Here is a 24,337-nt window from a genome sequence, read left to right as displayed (position 1 = left end):
GTGCCGGCTCCGAAGCAGCGGTTGAGACCAGGCGGGCCCGGTGGCCCTGCTGATGCCTCCAGAAGCCCCTGGGCCCCGTGCTTCAGGGGCTTTGCGTTTCGAGGGCGAAATGGTCCGGACTTCTCCATCCGCCGCCGGCTAGACCAGCACCTGGCGGGTGCTGGCGATCAGCTGATGGACCTGGCGCTCGACATGCGCCTCCGTCGGGGTCTCCGGTCCGCGTCCGTGGGGGCAGGGCAGGCTCGGGGTCGTCCCGAACAGCCGGCAGATCAGCGGACGCTGGTCGTAGGCTTCGCACCCGTGCTCACCCAGGTGCACACAGTTCCAGTGCGCCAGCGCGGCGTCGTGCTCGGCATCGCTTTTCACCGGCAGTCGCGACAGTTCCTCGGATGACGCCGTCACCGGCCCGCAGCAATCGTGGCAGCCCGGCACGCAGGCGAACGATGGGATCTGGCGGCGCAACTGGTCGATCTTTCGAAAGTTCGTGCAGCTCACCGGGCTGACCGCCCTGCGCCGTCGCCCGGCATTCCTGCAAGGCGGTCCGGTGCATCGAGCCGCGTCCTGGGCGTGATCGCGAGGCCCCGGGGGCAACGCTCATGGCGCGGCCGCACTCGGTGGGTCGGCGAATCGATCTGTTCTGGCATGACGGAGTCTCCGGTCGGCCTGGCCTGTAGGCGGTGGATTTTCACACGTTGATTCCGAGGCCGCGCGGTTTGTGCATCAAGCCTTACATGGCGGTGGGGAGCATGTGGAGGACGCTTCCATCGTTACGCCGAACTGAACGCTCAGTAGAGTCGGGTGGCTGCAGGGCAGTCATGGCCACCCGCGCATCCGGGGGATCGAGGTCGGGCCAGCCAGGGCGAGCCGGCTTCGCCGCTTGCCTGCACGAAGGATGCTCCGTTGTTTGCGCGCCCCATATACCGACGTGCTGTCGTCAACGCCAACAGTTCATGAGGAACTCGCCATGCGCTTGAATGTTGCGGTTGTAGTTTTGCTGACCGGCCTGGTGGCGGCGACCTATGGCTTCGGGATCTATCTGTTCGCCCAGCTCGTACCCGATATGCAGGCGTCCCTGGGGTTCGGTTTTTCCTACGTGGGCACCATCACCGCTTCAGCGCAACTGGGGTTCCTGCTCTGCGCCATGCTGGCGGTCTGGCTGACGCCCAAGGTCGGCGGCGGCAGGATGATCGCGGCGTCGGGGGCGGTGTGCGCGCTGGCGTTGCTGCTGATCCCGCTGTCGAGCAACACATTCGTCATAGGTGTGCTGCTGACCCTGCTGGCGGGCACCGCCGCCACTGTCTTCGTGCCCATGGTCGATGTCATCGCCAGGGTGGTCGCCTACCGCTACCGAGGCCTGGCCATGGGGCTGGTGTCCAGCGGGACCAGCTATGGCGTCGCCATCAACAGCCTGCTGGTGCCCATCTATGCCCCCCAGGGCGAGTGGCGCAGCGTCTGGTGGGTGGTGGGGCTGCTCACGTTGGCGATGGCCGTGCTGGTGCTGGTGGTGCTGAAGCGGGGAGGCTTGCTCGGCCAGACCCTGCCGTCAGCGCCGACGGCAACGACAGACGAAGCCGCCTCATCCAGCGGCCGCCCAGGACTGATAAGACCCTGGGTACTGCTGATCTGGTCAATGAACTTCCTGATAGGTTTCGCCACCTTCCCGTTCCAGACCTACCTCTCGTCCTATCTCCGCACCGAGCTTGGCTTCGACGTGCAGTACACCGCCCAGGTCTGGGCCGTGATCGGATTCGTCGGCATGTTCGCCGGGCTCGCGGTCGGTTGGCTCTCGGACCGCACCGGATTGCGCTTTGCCATGTATCTCGTCTACGGCTGCGTGGTGACGGCGGCGCTGATCTTCGTGGTGCAGCCTTCAGGTCATTGGCCCCTGGTTGCCGCCGTACTGTTTTCCACTGCCTTCTACCCCATCTTCGGCCTTATTCCGGCTTACGTTTCCAAGTTGGCATCCTCCAGCGCCATGGCCGTCTCGATCTTCGGTATCGCCAATGTGATGCAAGGCTCCGGCGGCATGCTCGGCAACTATGGTGCGGGGCTGCTGGCCAATCACAGCGGCAGCTTTGCCGGGGTTTACGCCGTCATCAGTGGTGTCGGCGTGTTGCTGATAGTGCTGACGCTGAGACTGCCCAGTGAGGCCCCGGCCGCGGCTTCCAAGGGGTTGGCCGTCGGTTGACGGCGTGGTCTGGACGGGGGTGGCCAGGTTAGGCGGGTTCATCATCGCGGCTCCTGCGGGCGCGCCTGGTGTCGTCGTCATTCACCCCTGTCGGGGCAGTCCCCTTCGCCTTGCAGCGTTCCCGGCAATCGGTACACAGGTCCCAAATAGACCTACCATTTGTCAGGTTTTTGTTCAAAAACTGAACAACACCCTCGTCCGGCGCTCTGAGTTCCCTGAGTGATCGAGTGCCCCGCCTCGCTTTTCCCTCAAAGTTCCCGGAAGCGATAACCCCTTGATGCGCAAAGGCGCGCAGGGGCGCTTCATGTCCAAGAAAATTGGAGGGCAGAGAATGTCTAGCCAATCGTTGCAGAGCATCGAGCGCCTGCCACGCCTCGTACAGGCCCAACGTCAGCCGCAACAGAAAACCTTCTGGCGCCGTCTGTTTGCCATCGCCTCGCCCTCAGGGCGCAGCTGGCACGGAGGGCTGAAGCTCAGAGGCTACAAGGAGTTGTCCAACGCCGATCCCATCGCCCCCGTGGCGGTGGGACAGCTGCAGCTGGCGATCCCCCTCGAGCGGGGTCGCCGCTGCGCCCAGCCTTGCGTGCAGCCGGGACAGCCTGTGCGCAAGGGCGAGGTGATCGGCATCGGCGATCACGACACCCCCTGGGTGCATGCCAGCACCTCCGGCGTCGTGGAACGGGTCGGCCTCGCCTATGCGGCCGACTCGGCCGAGCCGGTCATGGCCGTCATCCTGAATGCCGATGGCCGGGATGAGTGGATCGAACGCACGGTGACCGAGGTGCCGCAAACCCCCGAGGCGCTGGTCGAGCGCGCCTTGCGGATGGGGATAGTCGGCCTGGGCGGGGCGGGTTTCCCGACCGCCCTCAAGCTGGCCGACGCCCGGCACCCCGACCTGCTGCTGATCAACGGCGCCGAATGCGAACCCTTCCTGACCTGCGATGACCGTCTCATGCGCGAACGCGCCGAGGCGCTGATCGAGAGCGCCGACTATCTCGCGTCCTTGATGGGAATCACGCTGACCCGCTTTGGCGTCGAAACCAACAAACCCGAGGCGATGGCCGCGTTGCGCGCCGCCTCCCGCCAGGCCCGCACCCGGGTCGAGATCTGCCCGCTGCCGGCGCGTTACCCGGCCGGAGGGCAGCCGCTGATGATCAAGAGCCTGAGCGGCCGCAACCTGGCGCCAGGGACCCGGCCCGCCGAGATCGGCGTGCTGGCGTTGAATGTCGCGACACTGCATGCGCTGGGACGTGCCGCCTTCCACGGCGAACCGCTGATATCACGCGTGCTGACGCTGACGGGCGGCTGTGAGCGGCCCGGGAATGTCGAGGTGCCGGTGGGCTATCCGGTCAGCGCGTTGCGCGCGCTTGCCGGTGCCGACTCCGAAGGCCGGTTGACCCAGGTCGGCGGCCCGATGATGGGGCAGCCGCTGCCGGACCCTGCAGCCGTGATCAGCAAGACCAGCAGTTGCCTGATCTTCGCGGCCGAGCGCTACCTGCCGGCAGCCCAGCCCGCGGGCAGCTGCATCCGCTGTACGCGCTGCGTCGATGTCTGTCCGATGTCCCTCAGGCCGCTGGACCTCTACGCCGCCGCCGAACGTCAGGACAAGGCCGACCTCCAGGCGCTGCGGCTGGACGCCTGCATCGAATGCGGCAGCTGCAGCAGCACCTGCCCGAGCCATCTGCCGCTGCGCGAGCGCTTCCGCCAGAGCAAGACGGAGCTGCGTCCATGAGCCTGATACTCCGTCCCGCCCCCCATCGTCTCCGCACGGTGATGCTGCTGGTCAGCCTGTGCCTGCTGCCGGGCACCGTCCTCTACGCCTGGCAGTTCGGTGTCGTGGTCTGGTTGCAGACCTTCTGGTGCGTGCTGCTGGCCTTCGGCTTCGAAGCGGGCCTGCTGCGCCTGCGCGGACTGGATGTGCGCGCCGGCTTGAGCGACCTGAGCTGGCTGGTGCTCGGCCTGATACTGGCTCGGGCCCTGCCGTTGCTGGTGCCGCTGTGGATGATGGCGCTGGCCAGCTTTGCCGCGCTCGCGCTCTGCAAGCACGGCAGCGGCGGTCTGGGCCGCAACCGCCTGAACCCCGCCATGGTGGGACTGGGGATCATCGCCATCTGCTTCTACCAGCAGTTGTACCCGGCGCCCTCGAACCATGCCCCCTGGACCCACGGCCTGGGTGCCAGGGAGGTTCTGCTGCAGCAGTTGCAGCTGGCGCCCCCCCTCGCCCTCGATGCCTTCGCCGGCGCCACCCAGCTGTCCCGGGACCAGCTCACGCCGATCACCCCCAATCTGTCGGGGTACGGCTATGTCGCCGGCGGTCTGATACTGGCGGTCCTGCGGGTGATCCGGATCGAGATTCCGCTGGCGATGCTCGCCAGCACGGCATTGCTCTGCCTGGCGGCCGGACATAGCCCGCAGGAAAGCCTCTACAGCCTCAGCCTGGGCGGCCTCCTGTTCACCGCCTTCTTCATCGCCACCGACCCGGTCACCAGTCCCGATACGCGCACCGGCCGCATCCTCTTCGGCGTGGCCATTGGCGTGCTGACCGAGTTGATTCGCGAGTTCGGGCTTTATGCCGATGGCCTTTGCTTCGCCGTGCTGGCCGCCAACCTGCTGGTGCCGCAGATCGACCAGCTGGTGCGGCGCCTGCAACGGCCCTGGTACGCGGCGAGCCGGAGCTGATTCCGCGCGGCGAGCCGAGGCGCCGCTGTCTCAGGTGGCACAGGTATGCCACGCGCTGGAAGAGTCTGTGCCGCCGCAACCGCGACCTGGCGATCACGCCCCTTTTCCCCTCGGCGAAGGCTGATCGTGCCCGGTCGGCCTTCGAGCATCGGGGGCCGGGACGGGTGGGCTAGGGGCTTTGCGGCGATGGCCGGATTCGCCAGCGCGTTGCACTGACAATGGCATGACGACGTTCCTGCGGAGCCTCGGCCTGGCGGCTTGGCGTTCGTGATTCCTGTTCAGCCCAGGTCAGGTGTTCAAGCCAGCCTGCCGGCTCGAGGCGCAGTGCTCGTGAGCACTGGCCTCTCGACAAGCCGTTCGTTCTCCTTCAGGTGCGGCTGATGAAGCGCCTTGTCACCGCGCCTTGCCGGACCCATCCGGCACGCCTGCGACAAGTTGCTCGCACGCGCGTATGGCCGCGTCGTGGTGGGGCAACAGGGCCTGTTCCGGAAGATTCAGGACAGTGCCGATCCAGGGATCCTCGACTGCCGTGCGCCGCCCGGCGAGGGTTTCAACCACGGCGAGCCCGCAGAACGGCCCCATGAGCGGGTCGTAGCCGCCCTCGTGCACGGCGGCCACTCGCGACTTGCACACTTCATCGGCCAGGTCCATCACGAGCGTCGTCAGTTCGCGATAGGCCTCGGAGTGCAGGAGCTGGCGGCCAAAGGGGTCCATCGCCGCCGAGTCGAACCCGCTCGCTATCACGATGAGGTCCGGCCGGAAGCGGCGGATCGCCGGTACCACGACACGCTCGAACGCGGCCACGTACGCCCCTCGCCCCGACCCTGCGGGAAGAGGGATATTGAGGTTGGCGCCCACTCCGGGGCCGGTGCCGACGTCCTGTACCTTCCCGCGTCCGATGGGGTAGAGGTCGTCCTGATGGAGCGAGATGGTCAACACCGACGGGTCGTCGTAGAAAAGGGTCTCGGTCCCGTTGCCGTGATGAACGTCCCAGTCGATGACCGCGACGCGTGACACCGCTCCCGTTTGCTGGAGATGGCGGATTCCGATCGCGGTGTTGTGGAATATGCAGTAGCCCATTCCCTGACCGGCAATCGCATGGTGGCCCGGCGGTCGTACGAGGGCGTAGGCGTTGGTCACAGTGCCCGATACAACGGCACCGAAGGTCGAGATGACGGCCCCAGCGGCGAGCCTGGCAACGTCCGCCGAGCCAGGCCCAACCGGCGTCTCGCCATCGCCCGCATCGCTCCAGGCGGGACCGGTCGGGTTCAGGATCCGGTCGACGTACTCCGGCGTATGCACCCGCAGCAGGTCGGCTTCCGAGGCCGGGCTGAACGGCAGCGGAACGAGGTGCTGTTCAAGGCCGCTGCGTTTCACCAGGCTCGCGAAGCGTCGTTTGGTGTCGCCCTTCTCGGGATGGTCGATGGGTTCCTGCCACGGCAGGCTCCATGCCCGCGTATCGTGAGTGATGAACCTTTCGTCCCAGATCCAGCCGGTTGTCTTCGTATTCATGATTCGCTGACCTTCCTTTCCTTTTCCACCAGGCTGCGTTCGGCGCCCAGATCAAGGGTTCGAGATGTGAGGAGATAAAGTGCGCTGGCAACCAGGAGACCTACGAACATCGAGATGTCGATATCGCCGATTTGGCGAGCTATCCATCCGGTGTAAGGCGCGGTGACGAAGAAGGGCACCATTGCCGCCAGTGCCCCGATATAGGCGACATTCCCTTGCCATCCCCATCGTCCGTAAATACCAGCGGGATTGAAGAGTTCGCGGATCGAGTAGCAACCCTTGCGAACGAGGTAGAAGTCCACCAGGTTGATGGCCGTCCAGGGTGTGAACAGGTACGCCAGGAACACCAGGACGTTTCCGTAGAACAGGTTGAACCGCTCCTCGCCGACCATCGCCGCGACAATCCACACCGACAGCGTCATCACCATGATGGTGATGGCTCGCATGGCCAGCGATGGCCGGACCCGGCGGAAACAGTCCAGGATCGAGATGAGGGTCAGGCTGCCGCCATAGGCATTGAGCGCCATCACCACCAGCAGGCCGATGAACAGCAGTGCGACTGCGATTCGGCCGCCGCCTGCGAACAGGGCATCGCCACCCTGCGCTATCGCGGTGATGACCGTGGCGCCTGGAGCCGCCGCCGCGAGCAGGGAGCCCAGGCCGATCACCCATAGCGCGGAGATCGCCGAAGGCAGATAGGTCCACAGGAACGATGCCCGCGTGGAGACGGTGGGGGCGAGGTAGCGGGAGTAGTCCGATACGTAGGGCGCCCAGCCAAGCTGGAAGCCCGCCACGATGACGAAGGTCGTCGCGAAGGCATGCCATTCGATGGGACCGGGGGCGAATGCGTCCGCAGAAACCCCGCCCCGCGCCACCGCGGCGTAGGTGAGTATCACGATCGTCAAACCCAGTGGTACGACCAGGAATCGGTTGACCCGGTGGATCCATCGGTAGCCATACAGCGCCAAGGTGCCGGCGAACACTACGGCGATCGGAAACCCCCAGGAGATTGGAATACCGAGGAGGAAGTTCAGACTCGAGCCTGCGAGGATCGCGTCGGCGACGTTGTAGTTGAAGTAATTCACGAGGGCGAAGACCCACACCGTGATCGCGGCCCCGAGGAATCCGAACTGCGCTCGGGACTGAACCAGCTGGGGAAGGCCCAGGTGGGGGCCCTGCGAGGAATGCAGAGCCATGAAGAGGGTTCCGAACAGTGAGCCGAACACGGTCGCGACCAGCGTCCAGAAGAGTGAGCCGCCAAGCGCCAAGGTTGTAGCGCCGGTAGCCATCGCTGTCAGGTTGATGTTTGCAACTATCCAGACCGCACCGAGATGCCGCACCGTGCCGTGACGCTCGGTCACCGGTACGAAATCTACGGAGCGCCGTTCGGCACCATCGGATCGACCCTGCGCAATCGCAGGACTCACCGAGGCGCTTTGCCCGTTAGACGTCATTCCCATTTTCTTGTTTTCCTGATTGAGATTGATCGGGGTTGCATCATTGATGCTTCATTCATCGAGCTATCTGTGGGGTCTCCATTTCGGGTCAATCGCGGTGCAACGTTCGGTGCCTCTACAGCCACAAGGGACACGCGACCTCGGTCGCCATGGAGGAACAACTCAGGGCGCGGGATGAAGCCGAGAAGACTCTGGCCGGCTCTCCATGGCACCTGATCGATGCGTGCAAGATCGTTCGGGGCATTTCATTTCCGCTCATCCGGGGGTTGAAGCAAAGGTTCGTGGTCCGGTAACGCGATGACTCAACCCGCTGCCATCGGCAGGGGGGCTCCCTTCACATTGGCCAACAGGGCGGCCGCCAGCCGGTGGCGCTCGCTGGCGTAGTCGCGGGTGATGTTCTGACCGCGTTGCCGGGTAGCCCACTGCGGATCCGCCAGGAGCTGGGCTCCTTGTGCCTCCGGCAGGTGACGGCCACGGATCAGGTCGGACAGCCGCTCGGCCAGCACCAGGGTGGGGGCCTGCAAGTCGCCGGCGGTGGCCGCGGGCATCAGCGAGGCGTCCACTACGCGCAGCGCCTCGACGCCGCGCACCCGGCCGTCGGGGAAGGTCACCGCAGCCTCGTCGCTGCCCATTCGGCAAGTGCCACAGGGGTGGTAGGCGCTTTCCAGCTTCTGCTTGAGAAAGGCATCGATGGCGGCATCGTCCTGAACCGCCGCGCCCGGCGCCAGTTCGCGGCCCCGATAGGGCGCGAAGGCCGGTTGGGCGAAGATCTCCCGCGTCAGGCGCACACAGGCCCGGAACTCCGTCCAGTCATCGGCATGAGTCATGTAGTTGAAGCGCACCCGTGGCAGGCTTTCCGGACGGGCGTCACGCAGTCTGACCCAGCCACGGCTCTTCGAACGCTTGGTGCCGACATGCACCTGGAAGCCGTGCCCCTCCGCGAGTGTCTGCCCGTCATAGGAAATAGCCAGCGGCAGGAAGTGGAACTGGATGTCGGGATAAACGATGCCCGCCCGGCTGCGGATATGTCCGCCGCTCTCGAAGTGGTTGGTCGCACCGAGCCCACGTCGGGTGGCGAGCCATTCGAGACCGATCCGGGCCTTGCCCAGAAGGCTCTGGGTGGGAAACAGGCTGACCGGCTGGGTGCACTCCATTTGTAGGTAGAGTTCCATGTGATCCATCAGGTTCTCGCCTACTTCGGGGGCATCGCAGATCACCGGGATGCCATGTTGTGCGAGTTCCTGCGCCGGCCCGATGCCGGAGCGCTTGAGGATCACCGGGGACATGATGGCCCCGGCTGACAGGATGACCTCCCGCGTGGCCATGGCCCTGGCAGGCTTGCCCGCCACCGAGAACAGGACCCCGGTCGCCCGTCGGCCATCGAATATCACCCGGTCAACCAGCCCGCCCTTGATGACACGCACGTTGCCCCGGGCCATGGCCGGCCGCAGATAGGCGCGGGCAGCGCTCATGCGGCGCCCGTCGCCAACGTTCATTTCCATCGGCCCGAAGCCTTCGTGCTGCCGACTGTTCATGTTGTCACTCACGGCGTAGCCAGCCTCGGAACCGGCTTTGACGAACGCTCGGTAGAGTGGGTTGGTCTCTGGCCCGCGCTTGATGCGCATCGGCCCCTTGGTCCCGCGAAGGGGGCCGCCACCCTCGACGTTCTCCATGCGCAGGAAGTAAGGAAGCACGTTCGACCAGCGCCAGCCATCGGCCCCCAGCGCCTCCCATAACTCGTAGTCCATGGGGTTGCCGCGCACCCAGCACATGCCGTTGATCGATGAGGAGCCGCCCAGTCCCTTGCCACGGGGCAGGTTCACTTGCCGGCCGCCCAGGCCGGGTTCCGGCTCGGTCTTCATGCCCCAGTTGAAGCGCCTGGTGTTCATCGGGATCGACAGCGCGGCCGGCATCGCCACGATGACCGAGGCATCGCTGCCACCCGCTTCGATCACGAGGATCCGCACATCAGGGTCTTCGCCAAGGCGATTGGCGAGCACGCAACCGGCGGCGCCGGCACCGACGATGATGTAGTCATAGTGCCCCTCGTCTTGCGGGCTGGATAATGATGTTTGCTCAAGAGTCGACATGGCGCGGATTCCCACAGTCGTAGGGCTGGAGGCAGAGCCCATCCAACTGGCGCGGCGAGGTCCGCGCCAGGGGAAGGGGCCGGGTTGAATTGGGTTGTAGGGGCCTTCGCTGAGTCCGGGGTCTGCGGCGTCCACCTCAGGTCTGGCTGAGTGGACCGACTCGCCCCCGGCACCCAGGCTGGCTAGCCGACGATCACGTAGAACTTCAGCATCGGCACCGGTTGACGCCAGATGCCGCGAAAGCCCTTGGGCACCAGAAAGGAATCGCCTTGGGTATAGGTTTCGCGGAAGCCGTCAGCCTCCAGCGTGACTTCCCCTTCCAGCACGACCATGAACTCATCGGCCGGGTAGCTTTCGTAACGCTCGGTATACGCCTCGCAGCGCCAGATGCCCGACTTCAGCGGCGGTTCGCTGCGGCTGAAGTAGGCATGGTCCAGGCCCATCGGCCGGCCTTCGATCAGCTCGGCATGTTCAAGGGCTTCGTCCGGCAATTGCTGCCAACCATTGGGGCCAGTGGAGGAGAAACGGATCGGTAGGAGCATGATGAAGCCTCGGATTTGCGCGTTGGGATTGACGCCTAAGCTAGAGTCGGGCTCCCATGCGAACAAGTGACAAGATTTCCTCCTGCGTCACCTCAGGTTACGGAGCCGCTTCTTGAGAAAACACCAGTCCCTGACCGCGCTTCGCGCCTTCGAGGCCGTCGCCCGACTCAACAGCATTTCGTCCGCTGCGGAGGAGCTGCATGTAACGCGGCCGGCAGTGTCAAAACAGGTTGCGCAGCTGGAGAGCGACATGGGCTGCCCCCTGCTGCTGCGTACGGGCAATGTGATCCGCCTGACGCCGTCCGGCCGCGAGTTGTTTCTGGCCCTGCAGCAAGCCTTCGACCTGATCCAGCTGACCACCGACACCATCAGCCGCCGCGCGCGGCAGGGCGAGCATCTGAGAGTGCTTGTGTGTCGTGACTTCGCGTCGAGCTGGCTGGCCGGCCAGGTCGGGAAATTCCTGGTTGCCAACCCCGGCATCTCGGTGGAGATCACCGCCGAAAACAACGGTACTTTCCGCCTCGATGAGGATTTCGACTTCCGTATTTTCTATGGCATGCAAGGCGCCCGGGCCGGCGGAGGGCTGGAAGAAACCGAACTGTGCCGTTGGATCGACCTGCTGGTCTGCACCCAGGCCTTTGCCGAGAGCTATCTGGGCGAGGGTCACAAGCCTTGCGATGCGCCTTACCTGATCGATGCCAATTACGATGTCTGGGAGGAGTGGTGCGCCCTGACCGGGCTCGACCCTGGCGGCCCGCGTCGCCAGCAGACCCTGTTCAACGAAACCACCCTCTGCTTGTCGGTCGCCGCATCAGGTGGCGGTCTGACCATCGGCGACAGCTTCCTCGCACTGCCCGCTATCCGGGCAGGCGAGCTGATCGTCCCCTACCCGTTGGGGCTGGTCAGCGAGCAGAACTACAGCCTGTTCAAACCCAGGGCAAGACCGAACTCACCCGCAAGCCAGAAGTTCGAAACCTGGCTGCGCGGTGCGATAGATGCCTACCAGGTGGCCGTGCGGCAAGCGCTTGCTGAGAAAGGCATTCGAGTCGTGGAGCGTGCCGGTGCTAGCAAGCAGAGTGCGCCTATCGGCTGAGTGGCGATCACCTCGCTGACGCAGTCAGGGTGGGGCCTTCGATGACTGAGAAGTTTGCAGGGCTGCGCGCGAAGATGTCGCCTGACGCCCAGGAGCGAGTCCAGGCAAAGGCTCAGGAATTGCTGGCTGAGTTGCCCTTGAACGAGCTGCGCCAGGCGCGTGGCTTGTCGCAGAAGACGCTGTCGGAGGTGCTGCATGTCCAGCAGCCGGCCATCGCCAAGATGGAGAAGCGTACGGACATGTACATCTCCACGCTGCGCAGCCATATCGAGGCAATGGGTGGACAGCTGGAGGTGATTGCGCGCTTTCCTGACTGTGCCGTGAAGATCAGCAATTTCGCGGACCTCGATGAGCGCCACGGCTGAGTTCGACACTTCTTCGACACATCAAGGCAGAAACGAAAAAGCCCCTGAAATTCACTAGGAAAATCAGGGGCTTAGTCTTGGATTTTGGTGGAGCCGGGGGGATTTGAACCCCCGTCCGCCAGCTCTCCGCTTTCGGGACTACATGCTTAGCCAAGTCTACTGAGTTAGCTCTTTGCGGCCCGACTGGCAGGGTGCTCAGAGCGAGCTGTATGAGTTTTAGCCGTTACGTCTACAGCGAACTTGGCGGCGATCCTGTTCTATCTGACAGTCATTTCGGGTTTACAGGCATCCCCTTATGACTGCTGGCAGCCGAAGCCGCCAGAAGGGTTAGGCCGCGAGGGCCGCCCCGTAGTTGTCGTCGTTGGCAACTAATAGTTTGCAGCAGCTAATTTACGAGGTCTGCTACCAGCTCGGCATGCCCCTAGAGTTTTGTTACCGGCGTCGAATCCTAATCGGCCCCAGAAAACTCAGGGTTTTCAACGGAACGTAGTCTACGGCAAAGGCGTTCGCGCGTCGACCACGCAATTCGCCTAGCGCGGCCAAGCGCTTGCTATATGATTGATAGCTATTGTCAGGACGACCTTTGAGCCGAGACGTCGCCATGCCGCGATCCGCCCAAATCCCCCTGCGCCAGTGGATCTGGCGTGCCTTCGTGCAGAGCTCCCTGATCCCGCTGATTCTCGTCGAGTCGGTGCTGATCACGGCTTACCTGCTGACCAACAGCGCGATTCGCGATTCCCAGGTGGAGTACCTGCAGCAGAGCGCGCTGGAGGATCTGAGCAGCGCGGTGGTGCGCGAGGGCAAGGTGATCGACATGCGCCTGCAGGGCATCGAGGTGCCCACGCGGTTGTTCCGCGATGCCATTGCCCGGGCGCTGCAGGATACGTCCTTCCAGCCGGACGAGTTGGAGCGCCAGCGGCACGTGCTGAGCAACGACGGGGTCTTCTACACCCGCAGCGACGATGGTCGTGCCGCGTCCTTCTACGCCAGCAGCACGCCGGTGGAGAAGCAGGATCACGAGAAGGCCCTGCGACTGTCACAGGTGGACCCGCTGATGCGTTCGATCCGCGAGTCGAACCCGCTGGTGGCGGCTGTCTATTTCAACAGCTGGGACAGCTACAACCGCATCTATCCCTTCTTCATGACGCCCGAGCAGTATCCCCATGACATGGTGATACCCAATTACAACTTCTATTACCTCGCCGACGCCAAGCACAACCCGCAGCGCAAGACGGTGTGGACCGACGTGTACCTGGACCCGGCCGGGCTGGGCTGGATGATGTCGGCGATCACGCCGGTGTACCGCGGTGACTTCCTCGAGGGGGTGGTGGGCCTGGATATCACCGTGGGGCAGATGCTCGGCGAGATCGGCAGCCTGAAGGTGCCGTGGCAGGGCTACGCCATGCTGGTGAGCCGCGACCACAGCATCATGGCGCTGCCCGAGGCGGGCGAGCGCGACTTCGGCCTGCGGGAGCTGACGCGCTTCTCCTATGACGAGGCGGTGCGCCGCGAGGTGCTCAAGCCCGAGGACTTCAACCTGACCCGCCACCGCGAGATGCAACCGTTGCTGGAAGCCATGGCGACCGGCAAGGGCAATGTCCAGGAGGTGGAGCTGGGCGGTCGCAAGCAGCTGGTGGCCTGGACCGAGATTCCACAGACGGGCTGGCGCCTGATGATGGTGGTGGATGAGGCCAATATCTTCCGCGAGACGAACCGCCTGGCCGCGCGTTACCAGCAGATCGGCTACCTGCTGATTGCCGGCCTGGTGTTCTTCTATGCGCTGTTCTTCGCCTGGATGTGGGGGCGCTCGCGGCACCTGAGCGGCGAGCTGGCCACGCCCATGAGCGGGATCATGGGGATGATGCGCAGCATTGGTCAGGGCGACTTCCGTCCAGCGCCGCCGTCGCCCAGTCGTATTGGCGAATTGCAGGCCCTGGCCGAGGCGGTGCAGCACAGTGGCGAGCAATTGCAGGCCAGCGAGGAGGAGCGGCTGGAGGCTCGCCGCAGCCTCGACCTGGTGCTGGAGAGCACCACCGAAAGCCTCTGGGAAGTGGACGCGATCACCTTGTCGATCAAGATGAGTGGGCGCTTCGTGAAGCGTTTCGGCCTGCGCAGCGACGAGATCACCTTCGCCGAGTTCAATGACCGGGTGCACCCGGACGATGTGGAGCGGGTGCGCCGCCTGCGCATGCTGTTCTCGGTCAGCGACCAGGACAACTTCGACGCCGAGTACCGCTTCGCCGATGTCGAAGGGCGCTATGCCTGGCTGCTGAGCCGGGGCAAGGTGCTGGAACGGGACTCTGACGGCCGCGCCCTGCGGGTGGCCGGCACCCATGTGGATATCACCCGGCTCAAGCAGGTGGAGGAGGAACTGCGTATCGCGACCCGCGAGGCCCAGGCGGCCAGCCAGGCCAAGAGCCGTTTCCTGTCCAGCATGAGCCACGAGCTGCGTACGCCGCTCAATGCCATCAACGGTTTCGCCCAACTGATCGCCCTGGAGGCGGAGGGCCGGGAGGACCGCAAGGTGGAAGGCGACTACGCCCAGGAGATCGTCAATGCCAGCCGCCATCTCACCTCGTTGGTGGACGACATCCTCGATCTTTCCAGCATCGAGAGCCGTCGCCAGAAGTTGCAATTGAAGCCGGTGGATATCGGTCCCCTGCTGGCCAGTTGCGGAGAGCTGATCCAGCCCGAGCTCCAGGCCCGCGAGTTGCAGTTGCAGCAGATGCCGCCGCCAGTGCCTCCGCTCTACGTGATGGCCGATGCGCGCCGGTTGCGCCAGGTGGTGCTGAACCTGCTTTCCAACGCCGTGAAGTACAACAGCCCGCAAGGCATGGTGAGCATGGGCTACGAGATCCGCCCGGCGGCCATCCGCATCTGGGTGGCGGACAGCGGGTCGGGACTCAGCTCGGAACAACAGGCCATGCTGTTCCAGCCGTTCCAGCGCCTCGGGCGGGAGAACTCCACCATTCCGGGAACGGGTATCGGCCTGGTGCTGTGCCGGGAGCTGGCGGAGCTGATGGGGGGCGAGATGGGCTTTACCAGCGCGCCGGAGATCGGCAGCCGATTCTGGATCGACCTGCCCAGTGTCGCCACACCGGGTGACTTCGAAACGTCGATGCCGCCGAAGGCCGAGGCGGAGGTGCCGCCGTCGCTACCCAAGGTGCTGTGCGTCGAGGACCATCCCGCCTGCCTCAAGGTGCTGCAGGAAGGCCTGAGGGACCTGGCGGAGGTCAAGGGGGCGGGCTCGGTGGGCAAGGCCCTCGGGGTCCTGGCGGATATCACGCCGTCCCTGCTGCTGCTGGACCTGGACCTGCCTGACGGCGACGGCCTGGATGTGCTGGATTTCGTCCGCTCCAGTCCTCGCCTGGCGATGATGCCGGTGTTGGTGGTCAGTGCCGCGGTGGATGACAAGGTGCTGGCCGAAGCCCGCAGGCGCGGGGCCGACGCTTGCCTGAGCAAGCCGGTGGACCTGAAGCAGGTGCGCCGCATGGCCCTGTCGCTGCTCGGCCAGGAGGCCTGAGGGCCTTTCTCGGGCCGATGCACGGGCTTGCTCGCGAAGGTCTCTTCGCGGGCAAGCCCGCTCCTGCGAATGGGGCGGCACCGGGGGGCTTGTAGGAGCCGGCTTGCCGGCGAAGGGCGTGGATTCGTTCGCGGGCAAGCCCGCCCCTACAGGTTTCCTGCGGTCTTTTCTATTCGCTGGACTGCAACAGGTTCAGCGCTTCCCCCAGAACCCTTTCCGATTCGGCGTGGTCGCCGGATTTGTGCAGTTCCTCGCCCTCGGCGCGGAGTTTCTTCACTTGTTCGAGAACGGCCGGATCGGCAGGGGGATCGGTTTTCAGGATTTCGTCGATCTTCGCCATGTCCTGGGGACAGTGCGAGGCGAGTACCGGTGCGCTGAGCAGGGCGGCGACGAGCAAAACGGCAAAGCGGCGCATGGCTGACCTCCAATGGGGATTGACCGTTGGGGAGTATAGGTAGCGCCCGGGAACTGTGTGGCGGAATGGATCGGTGGGAAGAACCGGCCGGAGCGGCCCCGGTTGGGGCCTCCGGCCAGGAGAGGCGGGGCAGGGCGTCAGAGGCCGGCGCGGGGGCGGGTGACTCGATCCACCAGGTACACCAGACCGTGATAGTCGATGCCGCCGTACAGGCTCAGGCCGATCTCGCAGGTTCGGCTGGTGGAAATTCCTTCCTCGCAGTGCTGCACCGCGTCTTTCAGTGAGCGCAGTGAGTGGGCATTGAGTTCCGGCGTGATGAAGCCCTTGTCTCCGGCGAAGCCGCAGCAATGGATGCCTTCCGGGATGACTACTTCGTGGGTGCAGCGGCGGACGATGTCGATCAGTCCCTGGGCTTCGCCCAGGTGCTGGGTGCTGCAGGTGACATGGACCGCCACGGGTTCGTTCTGGGGCGTGAACTCCAGGCGTTCCAGCAGATGACTGCGGATGAAGCGCACCGGGTCGAAGAGTTGCAGCCGTGCGTCCAGGCCGTCCTGCACCAGGCGCAGAGTGCAGGGGCTGGTGTCGCAGTAGATGGGGTCGAGGCCGCCACGACTGGCGCCGAGCAGGGCGTCCACCAATTCGCGGCGCTTGGCGTCGGCCTGCTCGGCGTAACCCTTGGAGGCGAAGGGCTGGCCGCAGCAAAGGCTATCGAGGTTCTCGGGGAAGACCACCTGGTAGCCAGCCTTCTCCAGCAGCATGCGGGTCTTGTCGATCAGGGGCACCTGTTCCCGGTCGGCGGCCGAGGGGCCCATGGCCCGGGAAACGCAGGCGGCGAGGTAGACGACTCGCGGGCGGTTGTCGGAGGTGGGCGGGGTGAAGTGGATCGGGGCCGCAGCCTGGGGCAGGGCGGGGGTCCATTGCGGCAGCCGGTTGCCGGAGAGCTGGCGCAGGGCGCCCGAGGTCTTCTCCAGCAGCGGCGCGCCGAGCAAGCGGTGGGCGCCGTTGGCGATCCGCAGGGTAAGTCGCGTGCCCTTCAGGGCGGCAGCGAAGTGTCCTGCCAGCCACTTGGCGCTGCCGGCGTGGTGAGCGTCGCGGGCGCGCAGCTTGCGTACCAGGTCGCCGGTGTTGATGCCCACCGGGCAGCGCTGGGCGCAGAGACCGGTGGCGGCGCAGGTGTCCACGCCCTGGTATTGGTAGGCCCGTTCCAGGTCGGCGGTGTCGATGCCGGCGCGTTGCCTGGCCTGGATGTCGCGCCAGATGACGATGCGCTGGCGCGGGCTGAGGGTCAGGCCCCTGGAGGGGCAGACGGGCTCGCAGAAGCCGCATTCGATGCATTTGTCGATGATGTCGTCGGCGGCGGGTAGCGGCTTGAGGTTTTTCAGGTGGAGGTCGCGGTCCTCGCTGAGGATCACGTCGGGGTTGAGCACGCCGCGTGGGTCCAGCAAGCGCTTGATCCGCCACATGAGCTGGTAGGCGTCGCTGCCCCACTCCAGCTCCACGAAGGGCGCCATGTTGCGCCCGGTGCCGTGCTCGGCCTTGAGGGAGCCACCGAACTCCACGGCCACCAGCTGCGCCACGTCCTGCATGAAGGCTTCGTAGCGGGCCACTTGCTCGGGTTGTTCGAAGCCCTGGGTGAAGACGAAGTGCAGGTTGCCTTCCAGGGCGTGGCCGAAAATGATCGCTTCGTCATAGCCGTGCCTGTCGAATAGCTGGAGCAGGCGGTTCACGCCTTCTGCCAGTCGTTCGATAGGGAAGGTGACGTCCTCGATGATCACGGTGGTGCCGGTCTGGCGTACGGCGCCGACGGCGGGGAAGGTGTCCTTGCGGATCTTCCAGAGAAGGTTGTAGACCGCCGGGTCTTCGCTGAAGTCCACCTTCTGTTCCAGGGGGAAGTCGGCGATGGAGGCCATGATGAGCCCCAGTTGTTCGTGGAGCAGGCTCTGGCTGGCGGCGCGGGACTCGATGAGCAGCGCGCAGGCGGTGGCCGAGAGGCCTTTGACCCATTCGGGCATGCCCGGTTTTTCCTGCACCGAGCGCAGGCTGCGACGGTCCAGCAGCTCCACGGCGGAGACGGGCTGGGTCTTGAGCAGGGTCACGGCCTTGCAGCAGCTTTCCACGTCGGGGAAGACGATCAGCGCGCTGGCCTTGTGGGAGTGGTCCGGCACGGTGTCGTAGGTCACCGCGCTGATGAAGCCGAGGGTGCCCTCGGAGCCCACCAGCAGGTGGCTGAGGATGTCGAGCGGCTCGTCGAAGTCCACCAGGGCGTTCAGCGAAAGGCCGGTCGTGTTCTTCAGGCGGTACTTGTGGCGGATCTTCGCGGCAAGATCGGTGTTGGCGCGGGTGTGTCGGCCCAGTTCGGCCAGTTCGGCCAGCAAGGGGCCGTGGCTGGCGCGGAAGGCGCTGACGCTGGCGGCGTCCTCGGTGTCCAGCAGGGTGCCGTCAGCCAGCACCAGGCGCAGGCCGGCGAGGGTGTGGTAGCTGTTCTGGGCGGTCCCGCAGCACATGCCGCTGGCGTTGTTGGCGACGATTCCGCCGATCTTGCAGGCGTTGATGGAGGCCGGATCCGGCCCGATTTTGCGGCCGAAGGGGGCGAGCCAGGCGTTGGCCTGGGCGCCGATGACACCGGGTTGCAGGCGGATCTGCTCGCCGGCGTTGCGGATGTCGCGGCCGTTCCAGTTGTCACCCAGCACCAGCAGCACCGAGTCGGTGATGGCCTGGCCGGAGAGGCTGGTGCCGGCGGCACGGAAAGTCACCGGGACGAGTTCGGCGTGGCCGGCCTTGAGCAGGGCGATGACTTCGGCCTCGCTTTCGACGCGGATCACCAGCTTGGGGATCAGGCGGTAGAAGCTGGCGTCGGTGCCGAAGGCCAGGGTGGACAAGGGGTCGTCGAAGCGCCGCTCCGGAGGGATCAGGCGCTCGACGGTGTTCAGGAAGGGAATCGGCAGGCTCATGCGGTGTCCCGTCTGCAGTCGCGGGCCGTTGGGGCCCGCCGGGTGGTGTCGGCTCAGCGGCCGAGTTCGCGTACCAGGGCGTCGGCGTTGATTTCGCCGATGGACTTGGCGCCGGTGAGCACCATGGCGACGCGCATTTCCTTTTCGATCAGGTCCAGCAGGTTGCCGACGCCCGCGCCACCGGCGGCGGCCAGGGCGTAGACGAAGGCGCGGCCGAGCATCACGGTGTCGGCGCCCAGGGCCAGCATGCGGACCACGTCGAGGCCGGTGCGGATGCCGGAGTCGGCGAGGATCTTCAGGTCGCCCTTCACCGCGTCGGCGATGGCGGGCAGGGCGCGGGCGCTGGAGAGCACGCCGTCGAGCTGGCGACCGCCGTGGTTGGAGACGACGATGCCATCGGCGCCGAACTTCACCGCGTCCTTCGCATCGTCCGGATCGAGGATGCCCTTGATGACCATGGGACCCTGCCAGTAGTCGCGGATCCACTCCAGGTCCTTCCAGGAGATGGAGGGGTCGAAGTTGGCGCCGAGCCAGCCGATGTAGTCGGCCAGCCCCGTGGGGTTGCCGCGGTAGGCGGAGATGTTGCCGAGGTCGTGGGGCTTGCCCAGCAGGCCGACGTCCCAGGCCCAGGCGGGGTGGGTCATGGCTTGCAGCACGCGGCGCAGCGGCGCGTTGGGACCGCTCATGCCGGAGTGGGCGTCGCGGTAGCGGGCGCCGGGCACCGGCATGTCGACGGTGAACACCAGGGTGGTGACGCCAGCGGCCCTGGCGCGTTCCAGGGCGTTCTTCATGAAGCCGCGGTCCTTCAGCACATAGAGCTGGAACCACATGGGCCGGTCGATGGCCGGGGCGACTTCTTCGATCGGGCAGACCGAGACGGTGGAGAGGGTGAAGGGAATGCCCTTGGCCGACGCCGCCTTGGCCGCCTGCACCTCGCCGCGCCGGGCATACATGCCGGTCAGGCCCACGGGGGCCAGGGCGACGGGCATCGAAAGTTTCTCGCCGAACAACTGGGTGTCGAGGCTCAACTCGGACATGTTGCGCAGCACGCGCTGGCGTAGGGCGATACCGGCCAGGTCTTCGATGTTGCGCCGCATCGTGTACTCGGCGTAGGCGCCGCCGTCGATGTAGTGGAACAGGAAGGGCGGCAGCTTGCGCTGGGCGGCGGCACGGTAGTCGGTGGAGGCGGAGATGATCATGGAGTCGATCCGTTTCGGGCGTCAGGGCAGTGAAAGAGGGTCGGACCGCGTTCTCACGCGGTCCGGGGGGCCGTCAATGCACCAGCATGCCGGTGAATATATAGGCCTGGGCCAGGGTGATCAGGCCTACCATGGCGGCGAAGATCAGGCTGTGCTTCAGGGTGAAGCGGAACAGGTCCGATTCCTTCCCTACCATGCCGGTGGCCGCGCAAGCCACGGCGATGGACTGCGGAGAAATCATCTTGCCGGTCACGCCGCCGCTGGTATTGGCCGCTACCAGGAGGGTGTCGTTCACGCCGATCTGGTGGGCGGTGGTGGCCTGCAGCGAGCCGAACAGGGCGTTGGACGAGGTGTCAGAACCGGTCAGGAAGACCCCCAGCCAGCCAAGGAACGGCGAGAAGAACGGGAAGGCTGCGCCGGTGCCGGCGAGCACCAGGGCCAGGGTGGTGGACATGCCGGAGAAGTTGGTGACGAAGGCGAAGGCCAGCACCATGCCGATGGAGAGGATCGGCCACTTCAGCTCGACGAAGGTTTCACCTAGAGTGGTCAGACCATTTCTAACATTGATCTTCAGGATGACCATGGAGAGCAGCGCGGAGAGGAAGATCGCGGTGCCGGTAGCGGAGATTGGGTCCAGCTTATAGACCGCCGGAATCGCAGTGGCCGTGGCGACGATGGGGGCGCCTTTCACCACCAGTTGGTCGAGGTGCGGGATGGCGAACAGGATGACGAACTGCTCCAGCGCGCCGCCCGGGGCGAACAGGGCCTTGAACGGTTTCAGGGTCCAGATGGTCACCAGGACGGTCAGCACCAGGAAAGGCGACCAGGCCTTGAGGATCTCGCCGAAGCCGTAGGGCGACGGGGTGGTGCTGCGTGCACCGCCGAAGCCCCCCATCACGGCCGCGCCGCCGGATATGCCGACGACTTCGGCGCTCTCGGCGCGTTTGGGCTGCCAGACCTTGAGGAACAGGGTCAGGGACACCAGGCTCACAAGGGCGGAGGTGATGTCGGGCAGTTCCGGGCCAATGAAGTTGGAGGTGAAGTACTGGGTGACGGCGAAGCTGGCGCCTGCTACCAGGGCGGCCGGCCAGGTTTCCTTTACGCCGCGCCAGCCGTCCATCATGGCGACCAGCCAGAAGGGCACGATGATGGACAGGAGGGGCAGTTGGCGGCCGGTCATGGCACCGATCTTGAACGCGTCAATGCCGGTCACCTGGCCCGCGACGATGATCGGGATGCCCAGGGCGCCGAAGGCCACCGGCGCGGTGTTCGCGATCAGGCAGAGGCCGGCGGCGTACAGCGGGTTGAAGCCAAGGCCCACCAGCAGGGCGGCGGTGATGGCCACCGGGGCGCCGAAGCCGGCCGCGCCTTCCAGGAACGCGCCGAAGGAGAAGCCGATCAGCAGCACCTGCAGGCGCTGGTCGTCGGTGATGGACAGCACGGAGCTGCGGATCACTTCGAACTGGCCGCTCTTGACCGTCAGTTTGTAGAGGAACACCGCCGCGACGATGATCCAGGCGATGGGCCAGAGACCGTAGGCGAAACCATAACCCGCGGCGGCGAAAGCCATGTCCACTGGCATCTGGAAGGCGAATATGGCGACCGCGAGGGACAGCGCCAGGGTGATGGTGCCGGCGATGTAGCCCTTCATGCGGAACACCGCCAGGGCCAGGAAGAAGAAAATGATCGGGATCAGTGCGACGAGCGCCGACAGCCAGAGGCTGCCAAGGGGGGTGTAGAGCTGCTGCCAGGTTTGCATCGTGGGGTGGCTCCCTAATTGTTTTTTGAGTGCCTGTTAGCCGGATCGAACTGGAACCGCCGAGTTTGTGGCAGGACGGCAGGCGAAGACCGAGTCGGCGCTGCATTCGCCGGGTAAATTGGTAAGACCAATTTACAAGAGCGAGCGCCAAGAGTAAAAGCAGCACTATTCTTGTGTCAATTTGCCGCGCTCAGACTTTGGTCGGGGTCTAGGGGGCGGGGCTGGAGCTTGTAAGGGGGGAGTGGTGTCGCTAGGCTGCGCCGTCACGCGCCGCAGGCACCGGAACAGAAGGCCGCGCGGCGGCTCGCAACCAAGTGGGTGAAGCAATGGGATTCGGTCAGGTACGTCAGCGCCGTTTGTCGGACGACATCGTCAGCCAGCTGGAGGCGATGATTCTCGAGGGCACCTTGAAAGCGGGTGAGCGGTTGCCGGCCGAGCGCGCCCTGGCCGAGCAGTTCGGCGTGTCGCGCCCGTCACTGCGAGAGGCGATCCAGAAACTGGTGGCGCGCGGCCTGCTGGTCAGTCGCCAGGGCGGCGGCACCTACGTAGCGGCGGAGCTGGGCAGCACTTTCAGCGATCCGCTCCTGCAACTGCTGGAGGGCAATCCGGATGCCCAGCGTGACCTGCTGGAGTTTCGCCACACGCTGGAAGGCTCCTGCGCCTTCTATGCGGCCCAGAGGGCGACCCCGGTGGATCATCAGCGCCTGACCGAGGCGTACGAGAACCTTCAGGCCTGCTATGCGCCGGACAGCACCGCGAGCCGCGCGGATGAAGGGGCGGCGGATGCCCGTTTTCACCTGGCCATCGCTGAAGCCAGCCATAACGCGGTGCTGCTGCATACCATCCGCGGGCTGTTCGACCTGCTCAAGCACAACGTGGTGACCAATATCGGCGGAATGTACCTGCAGCGCAGCGAGACCCGGGAAATGCTGGTGCGGCAGCACCGCGCACTGTATGAGGCGATAGTCCAGCGGCGCGCCGAAGAAGCCCGGGAGATCTCCCACCAGCACATCCAGTATGTGCAGGAGGTGCTTGCGGAAGGGCAGCTGGAAGCTCAGCGCCTGGCGCGCGCGCAGCGGCGCCAGGGTAGCTGACGGGAGAGGGCGTCGCAGAGGGTCTTGCCCGGGCGCAGTGCCCGAGGCGCTTATTCCTTGCCCTTGGTGCGCATGGCGCGGGCGATCTCGCGGTCGGAGTCCCGCTCCTTCTCCGTGGCGCGCTTGTCGAATTCCTTCTTGCCCTTGGCCAGCGCGATCTCGCACTTGATCAGGTGCTTCTTCCAGTAGAGCGAGAGCGCCACGCAGGCGTAGCCCTTCTGTTGCACCGCACCGAACAGCTTGCCCAGCTCGCGCTTGTGCAGCAGTAGCTTGCGGGTGCGAACCGGGTCGGCGATCACGTGGGTGCTCGCGGTTTTCAGGGGGGTGATGTGGCTGCCGAGCAGCCAGGCTTCGCCGTCCTTGAGCAGCACGTAGCTGTCCACCAGCTGTGCCTTGCCAGCGCGCAGGCTCTTCACTTCCCAGCCGGCCAGGGCGAGGCCAGCCTCGAACTTCTGTTCGATGGAGTAGTCGTGCAGCGCCTTCTTGTTGAGGGCGATGGTGCCTTGTGGATGTTTCTTTTGCTTAGCCATAGGCGGCGCATTATAGGGAGTCGCAGTCGGCGCGGCTACGGCGGCGTAGGCTTGAGCCATGGAGGCTTATCCTCGACAATGCTGCACTTTTTTCGACCAGTCCGCCCCGGTGCGTCTTCGCCTGGCGCGGCGTGGAACACCGTTCGAGGCCAGAATGACCACCCATATCCAGCGCTCCGCCCTGTTGCCGTTCCCTGCGCAGGCGCTCTACGACTTGGTCAACGACGTGGCGCGTTACCCTGAGTTCCTGCCCTGGTGCTCCGCGGCGACTGTGATGGAGCAGAGCGAAAGCCATATGCTCGCCAGTCTTGAAGTGGCCAAGGGGAGCATGAGTCAGCGGTTTGTGACGCGGAACAGGCTGACGGCGGGCCAGAGCATCGAAATGAACCTCGAGGAGGGGCCCTTCACCCAGCTGCATGGGGTCTGGCACTTCAAGGCGCTGGGAGATAAGGCCTGCAAGATCAGCCTGGACCTGCGCTTCGACTATGCCGGCCCGATCATCAAGGCCACCCTTGGACCGCTGTTCAATCAGGCCGCCAACACCTTGGTGGATGCTTTCTGCCAGCGGGCGAAACAACTCCATGGCTGAGGCGCTGATCCAGGTCGAAGTGGTCTACGCCTTGCCGGAGCGTCAGGTATTGCTGCGTATGGAGGTGCAAGAGGGATGCAGCGCTCGCGAGGCGGTATTGCAGTCCGGGTTGGGGGCACAGTTCCCCGGGCTCGACCTGGCAACCTGCCCGCTGGGGATCTTCGGCAAGGCGCTGCCCAAGCCCGAGGAGCGGGTGCTGGAGCGGGGGGATCGGATCGAGATCTACCGCCCCCTGGTCGCCGATCCCAAGGAGGTGCGCAAGCAGCGCGCGGCCAAGGCGGCACAGGCCAGGGCTGGCGAGCCGGATGCCTGATTCGCACCCATGAAAAAGCCCGGGACCAGCCCGGGCTT

19 protein-coding genes and 1 other RNA gene are annotated in these 24,337 nt (G+C 65.3%); 9 read left to right on the top strand and 11 right to left on the bottom strand.

The window, feature by feature from the left end:
- Positions 1-138 precede the first annotated feature (138 nt).
- Complete coding sequence (locus KF707C_RS24925; RefSeq protein WP_003457355.1) at positions 139-495, bottom strand: YkgJ family cysteine cluster protein; 357 nt, start codon at positions 493-495, stop codon at positions 139-141.
- Positions 496-964: 469 nt separating this feature from the next.
- Here KF707C_RS24925 and KF707C_RS24920 point away from each other — a divergent pair, with 469 nt between their 5' ends.
- From KF707C_RS24920 to KF707C_RS24910, 3 genes are all read left to right on the top strand, one after another.
- On the top strand, positions 965-2,188 hold the full coding sequence (locus tag KF707C_RS24920) for an MFS transporter (protein WP_003457354.1): 1,224 nt from the start codon (positions 965-967) through the stop codon (positions 2,186-2,188).
- 331 nt (positions 2,189-2,519) lie between these two features.
- Positions 2,520-3,920: an electron transport complex subunit RsxC gene (rsxC, locus tag KF707C_RS24915; protein WP_036994481.1), complete on the top strand. Its 1,401-nt coding sequence runs from the start codon at positions 2,520-2,522 to the stop codon at positions 3,918-3,920.
- Positions 3,917-4,867 (top strand): RnfABCDGE type electron transport complex subunit D, encoded by a 951-nt coding sequence (locus tag KF707C_RS24910; RefSeq protein ID WP_036994480.1) that lies wholly within the window; start codon positions 3,917-3,919, stop codon positions 4,865-4,867. Before rsxC ends, KF707C_RS24910 begins: the two co-directional genes overlap by 4 nt.
- Positions 4,868-5,260: 393 nt before the next feature.
- Here KF707C_RS24910 and KF707C_RS24905 read toward each other — a convergent pair whose 3' ends face one another.
- The 4 genes from KF707C_RS24905 to KF707C_RS24890 form a co-directional block, all read right to left on the bottom strand.
- Positions 5,261-6,379: a class II histone deacetylase gene (locus KF707C_RS24905; protein ID WP_003457348.1), complete on the bottom strand. Its 1,119-nt coding sequence runs from the start codon at positions 6,377-6,379 to the stop codon at positions 5,261-5,263.
- Positions 6,376-7,839, bottom strand: a complete 1,464-nt coding sequence (locus KF707C_RS24900; protein ID WP_051050806.1) for a purine-cytosine permease family protein — start codon at positions 7,837-7,839, stop codon at positions 6,376-6,378. The genes KF707C_RS24905 and KF707C_RS24900 overlap by 4 nt, the downstream gene beginning before the upstream one ends.
- Positions 7,840-8,138: 299 nt before the next feature.
- Positions 8,139-9,926 (bottom strand): choline dehydrogenase, encoded by a 1,788-nt coding sequence (locus KF707C_RS24895; protein WP_003457344.1) that lies wholly within the window; start codon positions 9,924-9,926, stop codon positions 8,139-8,141.
- A gap of 182 nt (positions 9,927-10,108) precedes the next feature.
- The gene (locus KF707C_RS24890) at positions 10,109-10,468 is read right to left on the bottom strand and encodes a cupin domain-containing protein (RefSeq protein ID WP_003457342.1); all 360 of its coding nucleotides are present in this window, start codon (positions 10,466-10,468) and stop codon (positions 10,109-10,111) included.
- Between the two features lie 112 nt (positions 10,469-10,580).
- Here KF707C_RS24890 and KF707C_RS24885 point away from each other — a divergent pair, with 112 nt between their 5' ends.
- Positions 10,581-11,561: a LysR family transcriptional regulator gene (locus tag KF707C_RS24885; RefSeq protein ID WP_081608153.1), complete on the top strand. Its 981-nt coding sequence runs from the start codon at positions 10,581-10,583 to the stop codon at positions 11,559-11,561.
- Positions 11,562-11,602: 41 nt separating this feature from the next.
- Complete coding sequence (locus tag KF707C_RS24880) at positions 11,603-11,926, top strand: XRE family transcriptional regulator (RefSeq protein ID WP_003457338.1); 324 nt, start codon at positions 11,603-11,605, stop codon at positions 11,924-11,926.
- A gap of 85 nt (positions 11,927-12,011) precedes the next feature.
- Here KF707C_RS24880 and ssrA read toward each other — a convergent pair.
- Positions 12,012-12,386, bottom strand: a transfer-messenger RNA (tmRNA) gene (gene ssrA, locus KF707C_RS24875).
- A gap of 141 nt (positions 12,387-12,527) precedes the next feature.
- On the opposite strand from ssrA, the gene KF707C_RS24870 reads away from it, so the two are divergent.
- A complete protein-coding gene (locus tag KF707C_RS24870) occupies positions 12,528-15,449 on the top strand; it encodes a hybrid sensor histidine kinase/response regulator (RefSeq protein WP_036994479.1) in 2,922 nt (973 codons plus the stop codon).
- Between the two features lie 169 nt (positions 15,450-15,618).
- Here the strand turns inward: KF707C_RS24870 and KF707C_RS24865 are convergent, their stop codons facing one another.
- From KF707C_RS24865 to KF707C_RS24850, 4 genes are all read right to left on the bottom strand, one after another.
- A complete protein-coding gene (locus KF707C_RS24865; protein ID WP_003457333.1) occupies positions 15,619-15,864 on the bottom strand; it encodes a hypothetical protein in 246 nt (81 codons plus the stop codon).
- A gap of 137 nt (positions 15,865-16,001) precedes the next feature.
- A complete protein-coding gene (locus KF707C_RS24860; RefSeq protein ID WP_003457332.1) occupies positions 16,002-18,815 on the bottom strand; it encodes an FAD-binding and (Fe-S)-binding domain-containing protein in 2,814 nt (937 codons plus the stop codon).
- A gap of 53 nt (positions 18,816-18,868) precedes the next feature.
- Complete coding sequence (gene lldD / locus KF707C_RS24855; protein ID WP_003457330.1) at positions 18,869-20,014, bottom strand: FMN-dependent L-lactate dehydrogenase LldD; 1,146 nt, start codon at positions 20,012-20,014, stop codon at positions 18,869-18,871.
- A gap of 73 nt (positions 20,015-20,087) precedes the next feature.
- Positions 20,088-21,773 carry a lactate permease LctP family transporter gene (locus KF707C_RS24850; RefSeq protein ID WP_003457328.1) on the bottom strand — a complete coding sequence of 562 codons (1,686 nt, stop codon included), beginning with the start codon at positions 21,771-21,773 and terminating at the stop codon, positions 20,088-20,090.
- 326 nt (positions 21,774-22,099) lie between these two features.
- Here KF707C_RS24850 and KF707C_RS24845 point away from each other — a divergent pair, with 326 nt between their 5' ends.
- Entirely contained in the window at positions 22,100-22,867 is a 768-nt protein-coding gene (locus tag KF707C_RS24845) for an FCD domain-containing protein (protein WP_003457327.1), read from the top strand.
- Between the two features lie 50 nt (positions 22,868-22,917).
- Here the strand turns inward: KF707C_RS24845 and smpB are convergent, their stop codons facing one another.
- Entirely contained in the window at positions 22,918-23,397 is a 480-nt protein-coding gene (gene smpB / locus KF707C_RS24840; protein ID WP_003457325.1) for an SsrA-binding protein SmpB, read from the bottom strand.
- 154 nt (positions 23,398-23,551) lie between these two features.
- Between smpB and KF707C_RS24835 the strand changes: the two genes are divergently transcribed.
- Together KF707C_RS24835 and KF707C_RS24830 are read left to right on the top strand one after the other, a co-directional pair.
- Positions 23,552-23,986: a type II toxin-antitoxin system RatA family toxin gene (locus KF707C_RS24835; RefSeq protein ID WP_003457324.1), complete on the top strand. Its 435-nt coding sequence runs from the start codon at positions 23,552-23,554 to the stop codon at positions 23,984-23,986.
- Positions 23,979-24,299, top strand: a complete 321-nt coding sequence (locus KF707C_RS24830; RefSeq protein ID WP_003457322.1) for an RnfH family protein — start codon at positions 23,979-23,981, stop codon at positions 24,297-24,299. Before KF707C_RS24835 ends, KF707C_RS24830 begins: the two co-directional genes overlap by 8 nt.
- Positions 24,300-24,337: the final 38 nt, after the last annotated feature.

The sequence above is a fragment of the Pseudomonas furukawaii genome (genome assembly GCF_002355475.1).
GTDB lineage: Bacteria > Pseudomonadota > Gammaproteobacteria > Pseudomonadales > Pseudomonadaceae > Metapseudomonas > Metapseudomonas furukawaii.
Note: the sequence above shows the minus strand (reverse complement) of the source record. Positions and strands in the feature narration are given on the sequence as shown.

Bases quoted from the DNA above. Each gene is read 5' to 3' on its own strand.
- KF707C_RS24920 (WP_003457354.1), top strand. From the start codon at position 965: ATGCGCTTGAATGTTGCGGTTGTAGTTTTGCTGACCGGCCTGGTGGCG.
- rsxC (WP_036994481.1), top strand. From the start codon at position 2,520: ATGTCTAGCCAATCGTTGCAGAGCATCGAGCGCCTGCCACGCCTCGTA.
- KF707C_RS24910 (WP_036994480.1), top strand. From the start codon at position 3,917: ATGAGCCTGATACTCCGTCCCGCCCCCCATCGTCTCCGCACGGTGATG.
- KF707C_RS24905 (WP_003457348.1), bottom strand. From the start codon at position 6,379: ATGAATACGAAGACAACCGGCTGGATCTGGGACGAAAGGTTCATCACT.
- KF707C_RS24900 (WP_051050806.1), bottom strand. From the start codon at position 7,839: ATGGGAATGACGTCTAACGGGCAAAGCGCCTCGGTGAGTCCTGCGATT.
- KF707C_RS24895 (WP_003457344.1), bottom strand. From the start codon at position 9,926: ATGTCGACTCTTGAGCAAACATCATTATCCAGCCCGCAAGACGAGGGG.
- KF707C_RS24890 (WP_003457342.1), bottom strand. From the start codon at position 10,468: ATGCTCCTACCGATCCGTTTCTCCTCCACTGGCCCCAATGGTTGGCAG.
- KF707C_RS24880 (WP_003457338.1), top strand. From the start codon at position 11,603: ATGACTGAGAAGTTTGCAGGGCTGCGCGCGAAGATGTCGCCTGACGCC.
- KF707C_RS24870 (WP_036994479.1), top strand. From the start codon at position 12,528: ATGCCGCGATCCGCCCAAATCCCCCTGCGCCAGTGGATCTGGCGTGCC.
- KF707C_RS24865 (WP_003457333.1), bottom strand. From the start codon at position 15,864: ATGCGCCGCTTTGCCGTTTTGCTCGTCGCCGCCCTGCTCAGCGCACCG.
- KF707C_RS24860 (WP_003457332.1), bottom strand. From the start codon at position 18,815: ATGAGCCTGCCGATTCCCTTCCTGAACACCGTCGAGCGCCTGATCCCT.
- lldD (WP_003457330.1), bottom strand. From the start codon at position 20,014: ATGATCATCTCCGCCTCCACCGACTACCGTGCCGCCGCCCAGCGCAAG.
- KF707C_RS24850 (WP_003457328.1), bottom strand. From the start codon at position 21,773: ATGCAAACCTGGCAGCAGCTCTACACCCCCCTTGGCAGCCTCTGGCTG.
- KF707C_RS24845 (WP_003457327.1), top strand. From the start codon at position 22,100: ATGGGATTCGGTCAGGTACGTCAGCGCCGTTTGTCGGACGACATCGTC.
- smpB (WP_003457325.1), bottom strand. From the start codon at position 23,397: ATGGCTAAGCAAAAGAAACATCCACAAGGCACCATCGCCCTCAACAAG.
- KF707C_RS24835 (WP_003457324.1), top strand. From the start codon at position 23,552: ATGACCACCCATATCCAGCGCTCCGCCCTGTTGCCGTTCCCTGCGCAG.
- KF707C_RS24830 (WP_003457322.1), top strand. From the start codon at position 23,979: ATGGCTGAGGCGCTGATCCAGGTCGAAGTGGTCTACGCCTTGCCGGAG.